Below are 13,640 nucleotides of genomic sequence, written 5' to 3'. Positions count from 1 at the left end.
TGTTATCTGCGCTAGGAACATATCGATGTGATAAGTAAATGATAAATGCTAAGGTAATTCTTATTACGGTCGCTATACTACTTGTGGGGATGACTGGCCGGTGTTTACACTATGATGACCTGTGGCACTTTGTATCAGTTTTAAGCGCGAGGCTTAATTTCATTTCTACCAAAACTATGGTGAGTGCGCTATTAACTTTCAGGCTTGTGGAGAGCAACGCCTATGTGAATTTTTATCGCGCAGGCGATCGGGTACTTGAAGACGGACTACGCATTAGCGATCTTGAACTTCGCCTCAGCAAAGAGAACGGGCGCACGCCATTGCTGCTCAGCTTTAGCCTGCAGGGCAGTTGCATTACTCTCGATGCCGTTAAAGCCCATTACCCGCATCTTACCTTGACCGACTATCCTCGCGCTGGCTCGCAAAATGAGGTTGCCAGCTATACCGCATCAGCTGGAGCCAGTGGGTTGGCCGTCACCTTCAGCTTTGCAGTTAAACAGCCGGACTGCCTGAGCCAGGTAGTTATCAGCGATAAACAATAATCTGTTTTGCTTTCCACTCACTAACTGCACGCTACGGCCCTGCGAATTGCAGAGGCACTGCTAATACCTCACTACGGAACTCGGCGCTGAGTCCGGATTGCAAGATTGCCCTACAGGAGCGACTCATACCATGGAATACACCCTTCAGGAAGGTTCATTTTCCCTTTTCCCCGCCGGCTGGCAGGACGCCAGCATGAATATTCTGCGCGATGAACAGAGCGGCTTATCCGTGGTGGTCAGCCGCGGCATTATTCCCGACGGCAGCAATGCCGAACAGGAGTTTCACCGCCAGTGGGAGATGCTGCGCACGCAGATGGGCGAGATTTCGCAGAGCGCGTTCACCCCGGTCATGGCCGGTCCGCAGCGGGATCTACCCGGCACGGAAGTGGAGACCGCCTTCGAGCGCAACGGGCAGCGCCTGTGGCAGAAGCAGCTGGCGGTGCAGGTGCCGGATAAGCCGGTACTGCTGCTGTTCACGCTTTCGGCCCTGCGTCCGTTTACCGAAGAGGACGCCGCCCGCTGGGAGGCCATCAAACAGAGTTTAACGCTGAACAACCGCCGGGAAGCGTAAGGCATGAGCGATAACAAGGCCGCCCGTCAGGGTGATGAGATCATTCACTCCAGCATCTTTGCCGATATTACCAGTATCGTGGCTGAAGGGGTCGTCTACGCAGCTATTGGCTCGGCGGTCGCCGTCGCGGCTACCGTTGCCGCGCCAGCGCTGGGGGCGGGGCTCGCAGCGACGGCCGTAGCGACAGTCGGTTCAAGCTGCCTGCTCAGCGGTATTGTCGGCGGTATCCTGGCAAACGTCACCGGCGCAAGCGAGCTTATCAGCAAAGCCGCTGACGGCCTGGGCGATATGCTGTTTCCCCCGTCTCCGGCGGGAACAATCGTCACCGGGTCAGGCAACGTCATGACCAACGGCCTGCCCGCCGCGCGCGCTGCGGGGACGCTGACGCCGGCGGATACGCCGCCGCCTGAGCCCCAGTCGCCGGGGAGCTTCGCCGACTATGCGGGGGCGCTGTTGTCGATGGCGGGCCACTTTGGCAGCGAGATGTGGCAGCCGACGGTTGCCAGCGCCGCGGAAGGCACCTCGCCGCTGGAGCAGGATAAAGTTGTCTGTTCAAAGCACTCCGGTCCGCAATACCTTGCCGAAGGCTCAAAAAGCGTCTTTATCAACGGTCAGCCCGCCGTGCGGGCAAAGGACAAGACGACCTGCGATGCCACCGTTTCAGATGACGTTTCGCCGAACGTTATTATCGGCGGCGATACGCTCACCGTGCGCGATATAAAAAGCGGCAAGCTTCCCGGCCTGCAGGTGGCCATGATCGGCCTGTCGCTGTTTCGCGGCCGCCCCGGTAAGATCCTGAGCAATATGCCCTGCGCGCTCGCGTCCGCTGGCGGCGGGATGCTGGCCGACATGGCCGTTAATGCCGTATTCGGCTCCTTCCACCCGGTCCACGCCGCCACCGGCGTCAAGGTCCTGAACGACGATGACGAGCTCGACTTCTCCCTGCCCGGCCACTTCCCGCTGCGCTGGCAGCGCAGCTACAACAGCCTGACCCTGCGGGAAGGGCTGTTTGGCCGGGGCTGGGCCACGGTGTTTGACAGCTATCTCACCCTCAATGACGGCAGCGTTACCTGGTTCGACGACACCGGGCGCGAACTGTCGTTTGCTCTTCCCCCCGTTGACCGGCCCCTCTACAGCATCAGCGAAGGCGTGATTGTCCGCCGCAACGAGGCGGGCGACGTCGCCATTGGCGACGATGACGGCGCCGTCTGGCGGCTGTTTAAGCCGACCCGCGATAACCCTTCCCTGCTGCGCCTGGCCTCCCTGAGCGACGAATACGGCAACGCGCTGGAGATGGGCTATGATGCCGGGCGCCTGGTGCGCATCCACGACGCGCTGCTGGCCGTTGACGTTACGCTTCACTACGAGGATATCCGCCACCCGCAGCGGGTGACCTCCGCGAGCCACTTCGACGGCGAGCGCCACTGGCCGCTGATGCGCTGGGCCTTCAGCGACGGCGGCCAGCTGGCCTCTGTTACCGATGCGGCAGGCGTCGTCACCCGCGAGTACCGCTATAACGCCGAAGGGCTGATGACCTGGCACCGGCTGCCGGGCGGTCTGGAGAGCGAATACCGCTGGCAGAAGCTGGACCACTGGCGGGTGGTGGAGAACCGGACCAGCACCGGCGACGGCTGCCGCTTTACGTATGACCTGGACGCCGGGCTGACCACGATTGCGACGTATGACGGCCAGACCCGCCGCCACTACTGGAACGCGCAGGGCCTGATTACCTGCTTTATCGACGAGCGCGGCGAAAGCTGGCGCTTCGCGTGGAACGACGATGAACAGCTGACGCAGCGCACCGACCCGCTGGGCAATACCACGACCTTTACCTACGACGAGGCGGGTAACCGGGTCGGGGAAACTGACGCGGAGGGCAACACCCGCGCCACGCAGTGGCTGGCGCACCGCGCCCTGCCGACGGCCATCACCGAGGCGGACGGGACATCCACCCGCTTCTGGTACGATGAACATCACGGCCTGACGCGCATTGTCGATGCGCTGGGGCAGACCACGCGCCTTACGCGGGATGAGTCTGGTCTGGTCACGGAAGAGACCGACGCCGCGGGCAACCGCCGGATGCAGGAGTACAACGATGCGGGGCAGCTTATCCGCGAGGTGGACTGCTCCGGGCGGGTGACGCGCTACCGCTATCATCCCCTGGGCTGGCTGAACAGCGTCACGACCGCCGACGGGGAAGAGACCCGCTACCGCTACGATGCGGCAGGTCGCCCGGTTCAGCTGGAGCGCGCCGAGGGCTGGCTGGAGACGCTGGCGTGGAGCCGGCATGGGCTGCCGGAGGCCCACGAGGGCGCCGACGGCAGGCGCAGCGAGTTCCGCTATGACGACGCCGGGCGGCTTATCGCCACCCGCAATCCGCAGGGGGAAGAGGTCCGCCGCCGCTGGGACAGCCGGGGACGTCTGACCGCGCTGGAGAATGAGAACGGCGAGGCGTACCGCTTCCGCTGGGGGGCAGACTCGCTGCTGCTGGAGGAGGAGGGGCTGGACGGCGTCGTCTGCCGCTATCAGTACGACGCCTGCGGGCGCACCGTCGCCCGGACCTTCGCCGCCGGACATCCCGATGCCATCACCCACCGCTTTGCCTGGAGCGCGGGCGGGCGGCTCGTTGCCCGCGCCACGCCGGAGGGGCAGACGCGCTATCACTATACGCCAGCAGGGCTGGTCGGCCGGATAGCCCTGCATCCGGCGCTGGGCGAGAACGCTTGGAGCCGGCAGGCCGAACAGGAGCTGTCCTTCAGCTACGACGCCCTGGGCCGGGTCACGCAGGAGCGGGGCGAGCACGGCGCCCTTGCGTGGGAGTACGACGCGCTGGGCAATAAAACCGCCCTGCAGCTGCCCGACGGCCGCGCGCTGAAGCAGCTCTATTACGGCAGCGGCCACCTGCTGAGCATCGCCCTGGACGGCCTGCCGGTGACGGACTTCACCCGCGACGCGCTGCACCGGGAAACCGGCCGCACCCAGGGGCTGCTCACCAGCCGCAGCGAATACGACCGCCTCGGCCGCCTGCACCGCCGGGACGTCTTCACCGGCGGGGCGCACCGCCCGGCGCCGGTGCGCTGGTCGCGGCGCTGGGACTACGACTACCGCAACAACCTCATCCGCGAGGAGCGGGACGACAACCCGTTCAGCTGGCACCGCTGGCAGTACGACGGCGCCGGGCGCCTGCTCACACAGGACGGCACGCTGCCGGGCCAGGAGCAGTGGCGCTGGGACGGGGCGGGGAACCCGCTGGACGGCCAGGCGGCGGAGGCGGTCGCCCACAACCGGGTCACTGAGCTTAACGGCATCCGCTGGCGCTACGACGTCCACGGCCGGACGACGGAGAAGGACGACGGCCACATCCGCTGGCAGTACCGCTACGACGGGGAGCACCGCCTGACGGAGGTCATCAGCCGGCCGCGGGACCGCAACAGGCCGCAGACGCGGGTCAGCTTGCGCTACGACCCGCTGGGCCGGCGCATCGCCAAAACGACGCAGCGGCAGCGGCCGGACGGGCAGGCCGTTGGCCGGACGACCACCGTGCGCTTCGTGTGGGAGGGCTACCGGCTGCTGCAGGAGCTGCACGATGAGGTGCCGCTGACCTACGTCTACAGCGGCCCGGAAAGCTACGAGCCGCTGGCGCGCATCGACGGCCTCAGCCAGCCGGAAATCCTGTGGTACCACTGCCAGCCGAACGGCACGCCGGAGCGGCTGACCGACGCCGAGGGGCAGGTACGCTGGGAGGGCCAGAACAGCGCCTGGGGCAGGCTGCTGAGTGAAAGCAGCGTAAAGCTGGACGGCTACGCGCAGAACCTGCGGATGCAGGGCCAGTATCTGGACCGCGAGACGGGGCTGCACTACAATCTGTTCCGGTACTACGACCCGGACAGCGGGCGGTTTACGCAGCAGGATCCGATAGGGCTGGCGGGTGGGATAAACCTTTATCAGTATGCGCCGAATGCGCTGGGGTGGGTGGATCCGTGGGGGTTGAGTTGTAAGAATAGTTGGAATGAATTTCAGAGTAGAACAAAAGGTTTCTTCTCTTCAAGTAAAGCGGCAGCAAATGCTTATAAAGCGGTTAAAGGAAAAATAAAGCCAAACTTCCCTGACCCAAGAACGTATCTAGAAGAATCCCATGTAAGACAACATTTAGCGCAATTTGATGGTGGAGTATCTAAGATTGCATGGGGAGTTAATCGTGCAGAAATAGGTCCTCCGGGTGGCCATTTTGTAATGCCTAGACATGTTGCTGATGATCTTATTTCACGATCTGGAGGAAGTATCCCTAAACTTGAACATTTACTTGGTTTAAGCCCTGGTGATCTTGGTGATGCACCAGTTAGAATTGACATTCCTAATCCATCAGGATTAAGAATGCCATCAGGTAACGAACCAGGAGCAAATGAGTTCTGGCTACCCGGTGGCAAGACTTCAGGAGGAATACCTGAAGCTGTTATTGACCAAACACCGGTGACGGAGGCAGTGATATCTAAATTGCCAAATAGTAATATATGAAAATAGGTGCTCTATATGAAAGAGGTTATATTTAGTAAGTACGGTATAGATATTCTTAAAGATGATGGTAATTTTTATATAAAATATGACTCTGGAGAGCTTGCTAGTAAGGAAAGAGAGTCTGAAATTAGTAGTCAAGAGGCCGAAAAAGCTATGAGAGGGGCAGAGGAAGCATATGAGGTAATTATCGCGTCTCAGAATAGAGATAATGGATATAAGCCTTATATTAAATAACGTTATCAACGAGCGAAAGTTTATGTTGATTAGCTGGGATCTACGTGTCGTCACCAGCCGGAAATATTTTAGTTTCACTATTAGCACAGTTATCATGATAGCACATCAGATCGGCTGACCGACGCCGGAGGCAGGTACGCTGGGAGGAGCAGAACAGTGCCTGGGGCAGGCTGCTGAGTGAAAGCAGCGTAAAGCTGGACGGCTACGCGCAGAACCTGCGGATGCAGGACCAGTATCTGGACCGCGAGACATGATCCTACCCACGTAATGTGGACACGCTTCTAAGCGAGGTTCTGGTTTTCGAATTGGTCCGGGCTGAGGCCGCCACAGGCACTGTGGCGTCGCCAGCGATTATAATCACACTCGATATAATTAAACACCGTCTTCCGTATTATTTCCCGGTGGCTAAAATGTTCTCCGTGGATACATTCCATTTTCAGCGAGTGGAAGAAGCTTTCCACACAGGCATTATCGTAGCAACAACCCTTAGCACTCATGCTACCCTGCAGGTTGTGCTGCCTGAGCAGGAACTGATTATCCGCCGAACAGTACTGCCCACTACGGTCAGTTTGAACAATGACATTTTCCGGGCGTTTCCGTCTCCACTGCGCCATTTGTAGCGCATCACAGGCAAGCTGTGCCGTCATTCGTGATGACATTGACCAGCCCTGCTCCGGACCACAGGTCAATCACCACCGCCAGGTACAGCCAGCCCTCATCAGTACGTAAGTACGTGATGTCACCTGTCCATTTCTGGTTCGGTCCACTGGCGTAAAAATTCTGCTTCAACAGGTTCTCTGATACCGGCAGACCATGTTCACGGTAGCTGACCGGACTGAACTTCCGCGCTGCCTTTGCCCTGAGCCCCTGACGACGCAGGCTGGCGACAATGGTTTTTATGTTGTATTCCGGAAGTTCATCCGCCAGTCGCGGTGCACCATACCGCTGTTTTGCATCCCTGAAAGCCTGCCGGACATCAGCATCACAGACCAGACGGAACTGCTGCCGCCGATTAAGCTAATGGCGACGAAGACACCATGTATACCAGCCACTGCGGGCCACGCGCAGCACCCGACACTCGCTTTGATACTGAACTCTTCCCGATGTTTTTCGATGAAGACATACTTCATTTCAGGCGCTTCAGGCGGGCATTTTCGGCAGCAAGCTCATTCTCCCGTTTGGAGGACGTTCTCTGCTGCTGAATTTTGTTGCGCCAGGCATAAAGCTGAGACTCATAAAGGGAGAGTTCGCGGGCAGCGGCGGTCACGCCGATTCGCTCAGCAAGCTTCAGGGCTTCGCTGCGGTATTCAGGCGAATACTGTTTTCGTGGCTTCTTAGTTACGGTTGCTGATTTGGTCATGTGAGTCACCTCTGTCTGAGAGTTTACTCACTTAGTCGCGTGTCCACTAATCGCGGGTAGGATCACTGGATGGCGGTGCAGTCTACATCGAGTATTTGCGGGGAATGTATTGTCCTGAATCGCGCGGCTGCTCATCCCTCTATTCAGGGACGGGGCGAACAGGATAATATCTTCACGCGCCTGCCCGATCTCCCCGGCAGGCGCGCGGATACTATCAGGTCACCACCATCGGCCATTCGGGAGGGGTCTGCTGCATCACTTCCACCATCACGTCCTTGATGTTATTCCAGACGGCGGCTATTTCAACGAGGGTAATGCCCAGTAGACCGGTCGCAAACCAGCAGGCGGCGGCCATGCCGGCGACGCTGGTAATAATAGCCAGTCCGGCATAGTCAGATTTACGCAGCTTAATATTCAGGGTGCTGGCAAAAAACATCAGCACGGCGCTCACTAATGGCCAGCGCAGGAGGGCTACGCCGGTAGTCACAGAAACCATACAGAAATCCTCAGAGTTGCATAGCCAGAGATAGCGCGGCGATGCTTCAGGGTGCAGGCGGTCTGGCTATCAACAGGCGGTCACGTACAAATGTAAACACGAATCAGGCCTTACTCAATAGTGTGAACTATATCACATTTGTCGTTTTGTTCGCCAGCGGGCGTCGGCGTTTTTTTAACATCTTCAGAGTGAGTTTTGTTCAGTATCTGAGCTGTTTTTTTGTTTTTTATATAGCGAATTCAATACGTTGAGTTTTTATTTATCGAGGGCTGCCCGTGCCGGGTTAACCGAAGTACGGCGAGAGTTATCTCGGCCTGGGCGGTCCTTTTAGCAATAAAATTAAGTTATTTCAGATAATTATATATATGGTGGTTTGTGGCATCATTGTTTTACACCTCGCGTTACTCCTCCTGTACGCTTTATGCTTATTATTAGTGCGTAAATAATATTTATTGAGCGCCCGGATAGTCTTATTAATTAAAATATTAAGAGTGATTAATAAGTTTCATGATAGGCAGAACTGAACGGTTGCTAAAAAAATACAAAAATTCAGCCCGTTACTCTGAAAGAGTATTGCTAATGTTTAAAGATTAATGCAGTTTACTGAAGGTGTCTGGAGGATTCAGACGCATAAGGACGCATAAAGAGGATGGGAAAACTGTGGAGCATGACTGTGATTGCGCAGCGTAAGGCACTGAGAAGCGTCGGCATTTTACTGGTGGCGATCCTGCCGGTTCTGCTTGCTTTTTGGCTGGCGCAACAGAGGGCGGAATCCGACACGCACGGCCAGCACCGGATAATGGGGCGGCTTATCATCAATAAAGCCGAACGGGTCATTAATCAGGTAATGCTCGCCTTCCAGGATGCTTCAACTTACCGTGGGGCAATCTGCACATCACAGCATCAGCAGCGGTTGCTTGATATTGCTCATGGTCGGCTTTATGTGAAGGATTTGATTTACGCAGACGGCAATCGCTTTTTGTGTTCCACAACCCAGACACGTCGCCAGCCGTGGATCATGTCTTCGCCTGATTACTTTCGCCCGCCGGATATCTCAATCTACTATTACCGCGACACCCCGCTCTATCCCGGCTACCGGATGATCTATATGCAGAAGGGGCACTACGTTGCCATCCTCGATCCGCTTTCATTCAGCCAATTGGAAACCGATGATAATACGCTGGTATTCGGCATGTACGATACCAAAGCGGATGAATTTTTCTCCGCCAGCGAGAACGCCGATCTGACGACGCTGCAATCGCTGGTGCACGATAGCAAGACAGCGTTTACCCACAATGACCGTTTCTATACCATAGTGCGCTCCGCACAGCGGCCGATTGCCGTCATACTGTCATCGCCTTCCGAACGCTATTTCCAGAATCTCCGCCACCAGCTGGCGCTGACCCTGCCGCCGGGTATGATTATCAGCATTCTTATTTTATGGCTATGGTCGCGTATTCGTCAGCGGCTCGACTCCCCTGAGCGCCAGCTACAGCGGGCTATTACCCGACATCAGCTTGAGCTTCACTACCAGCCGATTATTGATCTTAAGACCCGGCAATGTGCCGGCGTAGAAGCATTGCTGCGCTGGCCCGGCGCGCAGGGGCCGATCATGAGCCCGACTGAATTTATCCCGCTGGCCGAAAATGAAGGGCTCATTGCGCAGATAACCGACTATGTCATTCAGGACGTGTTCAGCGATTTAGGCACATTTCTGCATCGAAACCCCCGGGTCTATGTGTCAATAAACCTTGCTGCCTCTGACTTCCTCTCTTCTCGGCTGCTGGCAGTACTTAAAGAGAAAACGCGGCAATACCGGATTGACCCGCAGCAGATTAAAATAGAGGTCACAGAACGGGCGTTTCTTGACGTCCCGAAAGCCGCGCCGATCATTCAGGCGTTTCGCACGGCAGGTTATGAAGTGGCGATTGATGATTTCGGCACCGGCTACTCCAACCTCTACAATCTCTATTCGCTGAACGTGGATATCCTCAAAATTGATAAATCTTTCGTGGACTCCCTGATGGATGGCAGCAGCAGCAGCCACCTTATCGTCGAGCACATCATTGAGATGGCACAGAGCCTGCGCTTAAAAATTATCGCCGAAGGCGTTGAGAAAGAGGAGCAGGTCAGATGGCTCTGTAAGCGCGGCGTGCACTTCTGTCAGGGATGGTACTTTGCCAGAGCGATGCCGCCGCAGGCGTTTATTGAGTGGCAGCAGAAGTCGGCGGCCCCGATCGTCACCGGCACCGCTCAGGCTGAGATCTGATGCCGGTAATCGCTCGGCGTGCGGTCAAACTCGCGGCGGAAAACGCGGGAAAAGGTCTGCTGCGACACGTAGCCTAAGTCCATCGCGATATCAAAGATAGGGCGCCGGGTATTTCTCAGTTCCTCCGCCGCCAGCAGCAGCCGCCGCTGGCGAATATACTCGCCCAGCGTCTGATGCGTCACCGTGCGAAACATCCGCTGCAGATACCACTTCGAATAGCCTGACTTTCTGGCAACAACGTCGATGTTAAGGGGTTGATCGATATGTTCATCAATCCATTCAATCAGGGTCTGAATAATTTGCTGATGGGACATAAGCGGCCTCTCTCACAATTCTGATTCGTCGTTTTGTCTGCGGGCGAGTATAATTCCTCAAGTTAACTTGAGGTAAAGCGCTTTATGGAAAAGAAATCTTCTCGTGTAAAAACGCTGCTGACGCCGGGCGAAGTAGCGAAGCGCAGCGGCGTCGCCGTCTCGGCACTGCACTTCTATGAGAGCAAGGGGCTGATACAGAGCACTCGCAACGCCGGCAACCAGCGGCGCTACCGGCGTGATGTTCTGCGCTATGTGGCTATTATTAAGATTGCCCAGCGCATCGGTATTCCGCTTTCCACTATCAGCGAGGCGCTGGGCGTGCTGCCCGAAGGGCACAACCTCAGCCCCAAAGCCTGGAAGCAGCTCTCGTCCCAGTGGCGCGAGGAGCTGGACGAACGTATCAATACGCTGGTGGCGCTGCGTGACCAGCTCGACGGCTGCATCGGCTGCGGCTGCCTGTCGCACCGCGACTGCCCGCTGCGCAACCCCGGCGATATGCTGGGCGAGCAGGGGCCGGGGGCGCACTTTCCGGGGCAGAAGACCCCGAACTAACCATTTTGCCGGAGAACGTCATGCTGACGCTGCACCACCTTAACCTTTCTCGCTCCCAGCGCGTGCTGTGGGCGCTGGAGGAGCTTCACCTTCCTTATGACATCGTCCGCTATCAGCGCGAGCCCACCATGCTGGCGCCCGAAGCGCTGAAAAAAGTGCATCCGCTGGGCAAATCGCCGGTGCTTGAAGATAACGGGCAGGTGCTCGCCGAGTCCGGGGCCATCCTTGAATATCTGCAGGAGAACTACGATCCCGATGCCCGCCTGAAGCCGCAGGCAGCGGCGGATAAAATCCAGTACCGCTTCTGGCTGCACTACGCGGAGGGCTCGCTGATGCCGCTGCTGCTGATGAAGCTGGTATTCGCCAGCCTCGGCAAACGTCCGGTGCCGGTGGGGCTGCGTACGGTAGGCAAAATGCTCGGCCAGGGGATACAGAAGGCGTGGCTGAACAAGCAGCTCGCCACCCACGCACAGTTTATTGAGGCGCATCTGGCCCGGCACCGCTGGTTCGCCGGTGAGCAGCTGAGCATGGCTGATATTCAGATGAGCTACCCGGCCTTTGCGCTGCTGGCGCGGGGCGGCCAGGGGGCGTTGCCGCAGCTTGAGCGCTGGAAGCAGGCGGTCGAGTCGCTGCCGGCGTGGCAGAAGGCCGTCGCGCAGGGTGGGCCGCTGGATTTTCCCGGCTGATGAAGGCACGGAGAACGGGCGCTTTCCTCGCGGTGATTGACTGAAGCGGCCGGGCGGCCTGAGCAGGTCGCCTTTAACCAACGCGCCGTCAGGCGTCAGTTCATTCCGGATGAGGTGGATGACGCCTGGCTGATTGAGTGTGCGGAGGCCAGCTACATCCATGACGCGGTGATGAAAATGCCGATGGGATATGAAACGCTTATCGGTGAACTCGGCGGAGGACTCCCCGGCGGGCAGAAGCAGCGCCTGTTTATCGCCCGCGCGCTCACCGCAAACTATGGCCGAGGCGACCAGCGCGCTCGACGCCGACAGCGAGCGCTGCGTAAACCAGGCCATCCGCCAGTTGCGCATCATCCGTATCATTATTGCGCATCGCGAATCGACAATTGCCACCGTGGATAAGATGCTGTCCCGGAATGTTGCGACTTAGTTTGCCGCCTGTTTCATACTCTTCTGTCATAAGTGAATTTTAGCGAAAGGGCGCAATCATCGGTTGAAAAGCCCCTGCTAAAAGCCAGATAATCGTTTGCCTTTTTTACCGTGACCTTTGGGTATCCGGCGTTTACGCATAAACGCCGGCACGGACTCGCTTCAACGCCGCTTTGTCTGCGCGGAGCTAAACGTTTGCTATTTCGCGGCACCCCTCGCCGCAACGCAGCACATGGAGATGACGTTTAGCTGGCAGTGGATTGTCCACCACGCGGGCGGAGCAACGATAAAAACTCTTTGGGGATGTTTGTTATGTCAGTGCCTTCAGCGCCTCGCGGCGGTTCGTTAGACGCCTTATTTAAAATTTCAGCGCGCGGCAGCAGCGTGCGTCAGGAAGTGCTTGCCGGGTTAACCACCTTTCTGGCGATGGTCTACTCCGTTATCGTCGTGCCGGGTATGCTCGGCAAGGCCGGCTTCCCGCCGACCGCCGTATTTGTCGCCACTTGCCTGGTAGCCGGCGTTGGCTCGATTGTGATGGGCCTGTGGGCGAACCTGCCGATGGCCATCGGCTGCGCTATTTCGCTGACCGCGTTTACCGCCTTTAGCCTCGTGCTGGGGCAGCACATCAGCATTCCGGTGGCGCTCGGCGCAGTCTTCCTGATGGGCGTGCTGTTCACCATTATTTCCGCCACCGGCATCCGCAGCTGGATTTTGCGCAACCTGCCGCAGGGCGTTGCGCACGGGACCGGCATCGGTATCGGTCTGTTTCTGCTGCTGATCGCCGCCAACGGCGTCGGCCTGGTGATCAAAAACCCGCTCGACGGGCTGCCGGTGGCGCTGGGCCACTTTGCCAGCTTCCCGGTGATCATGTCGCTGGTGGGGCTGGCATTCATTATCGGACTGGAAAAGCTGAAGGTGCCGGGCGGTATTCTGCTGACCATCATCGGTATTTCTATTGTCGGGCTGATTTTCGATCCTGCCGTACACTTTACCGGTATCTTCGCCATGCCATCCCTGAGCGACGAGCACGGCAATTCGCTGATCGGCAGCCTCGACATCGCGGGCGCGCTTAACCCGGTTGTGCTGCCGAGCGTACTGGCGCTGGTGATGACCGCCGTGTTTGACGCTACCGGTACCATCCGCGCGGTGGCCGGGCAGGCGAACCTGCTGGATAAAGACGGGCAGATCATCAGCGGCGGTAAAGCCCTGACCACCGACTCCCTGAGCAGCGTCTTCTCAAGCCTGGTGGGGGCGTCCCCGGCGGCGGTCTATATCGAATCGGCGGCGGGCACGGCGGCAGGCGGTAAAACCGGTCTGACGGCCATCACCGTTGGCGTGCTGTTTCTGCTGATCCTGTTCCTCTCGCCGCTTTCCTATCTGGTACCGGTCTATGCGACTGCCCCGGCGCTGATGTACGTCGGCCTGCTGATGCTGAGCAACGTGGCGAAAATCGACTTCGGCGATTTCGTTGACGCAATGTCGGGGCTGATTACGGCGGTGTTTATCGTTCTGACCTGCAACATCGTTACCGGCATCATGATTGGCTTTGCCACCCTGGTCATCGGGCGCATTGTTTCCGGCGAATGGCGCAAGCTGAACATCGGTACGGTAGTGATTGCCCTGGCGCTGGTTATTTTTTACGCCGGCGGCTGGGCTATCTGATCCGGCCTTC

General features: G+C 58.1%; 10 protein-coding genes and 2 pseudogenes. 9 read left to right on the top strand and 3 right to left on the bottom strand.

Going from position 1 to position 13,640, the window contains the following annotated elements:
- Positions 1-38 precede the first annotated feature (38 nt).
- From ENGE1_RS13540 to ENGE1_RS26965, 4 genes are all read left to right on the top strand, one after another.
- Positions 39-542 carry a hypothetical protein gene (locus tag ENGE1_RS13540; protein ID WP_225823462.1) on the top strand — a complete coding sequence of 168 codons (504 nt, stop codon included), beginning with the start codon at positions 39-41 and terminating at the stop codon, positions 540-542.
- A 130-nt stretch (positions 543-672) separates the two neighbouring features.
- Entirely contained in the window at positions 673-1,113 is a 441-nt protein-coding gene (locus tag ENGE1_RS13535; protein WP_048253979.1) for a DcrB-related protein, read from the top strand.
- Positions 1,114-1,116: 3 nt separating this feature from the next.
- Positions 1,117-5,628 carry an RHS repeat-associated core domain-containing protein gene (locus ENGE1_RS13530; RefSeq protein WP_048253978.1) on the top strand — a complete coding sequence of 1,504 codons (4,512 nt, stop codon included), beginning with the start codon at positions 1,117-1,119 and terminating at the stop codon, positions 5,626-5,628.
- A gap of 15 nt (positions 5,629-5,643) precedes the next feature.
- Positions 5,644-5,862 (top strand): hypothetical protein, encoded by a 219-nt coding sequence (locus ENGE1_RS26965; RefSeq protein WP_072065297.1) that lies wholly within the window; start codon positions 5,644-5,646, stop codon positions 5,860-5,862.
- A 281-nt stretch (positions 5,863-6,143) separates the two neighbouring features.
- Here the strand turns inward: ENGE1_RS26965 and ENGE1_RS28035 are convergent.
- Positions 6,144-7,222, bottom strand: a pseudogene (locus ENGE1_RS28035) (IS3 family transposase).
- A gap of 214 nt (positions 7,223-7,436) precedes the next feature.
- Positions 7,437-7,718, bottom strand: a complete 282-nt coding sequence (locus ENGE1_RS13510) for a YjcB family protein (protein WP_043081720.1) — start codon at positions 7,716-7,718, stop codon at positions 7,437-7,439.
- Between the two features lie 667 nt (positions 7,719-8,385).
- Between ENGE1_RS13510 and ENGE1_RS13505 the strand changes: the two genes are divergently transcribed.
- Positions 8,386-9,987, top strand: coding sequence for an EAL domain-containing protein (locus ENGE1_RS13505; protein ID WP_043086359.1), 1,602 nt, complete (start codon positions 8,386-8,388; stop codon positions 9,985-9,987).
- On the opposite strand, the gene soxS is transcribed toward ENGE1_RS13505, so the two are convergent.
- Positions 9,972-10,301, bottom strand: coding sequence for a superoxide response transcriptional regulator SoxS (gene soxS, locus ENGE1_RS13500; protein WP_043081721.1), 330 nt, complete (start codon positions 10,299-10,301; stop codon positions 9,972-9,974). The two genes, ENGE1_RS13505 and soxS, sit on opposite strands and share 16 nt — an antisense overlap.
- A gap of 84 nt (positions 10,302-10,385) precedes the next feature.
- On the opposite strand from soxS, the gene soxR reads away from it, so the two are divergent.
- From soxR to ENGE1_RS13480, 4 genes and pseudogenes are all read left to right on the top strand, one after another.
- The gene (gene soxR, locus ENGE1_RS13495) at positions 10,386-10,853 is read left to right on the top strand and encodes a redox-sensitive transcriptional activator SoxR (RefSeq protein WP_043081722.1); all 468 of its coding nucleotides are present in this window, start codon (positions 10,386-10,388) and stop codon (positions 10,851-10,853) included.
- Between the two features lie 20 nt (positions 10,854-10,873).
- Positions 10,874-11,539, top strand: a complete 666-nt coding sequence (locus ENGE1_RS13490; protein ID WP_048253976.1) for a glutathione S-transferase family protein — start codon at positions 10,874-10,876, stop codon at positions 11,537-11,539.
- 108 nt (positions 11,540-11,647) lie between these two features.
- Positions 11,648-11,969 (top strand): annotated as a pseudogene (locus tag ENGE1_RS13485) (colicin V synthesis protein); the annotation flags it as partial.
- Between the two features lie 311 nt (positions 11,970-12,280).
- On the top strand, positions 12,281-13,630 hold the full coding sequence (locus ENGE1_RS13480; RefSeq protein WP_045289891.1) for an NCS2 family permease: 1,350 nt from the start codon (positions 12,281-12,283) through the stop codon (positions 13,628-13,630).
- The last annotated feature ends 10 nt before the right edge of the window (positions 13,631-13,640 follow it).

The organism is Pluralibacter gergoviae ATCC 33028 = NBRC 105706 (assembly GCF_001598855.1).
GTDB classification, from domain to species: Bacteria; Pseudomonadota; Gammaproteobacteria; order Enterobacterales; family Enterobacteriaceae; genus Pluralibacter; species Pluralibacter gergoviae.
This window is presented reverse-complemented; position numbering and strand designations above follow the sequence as displayed.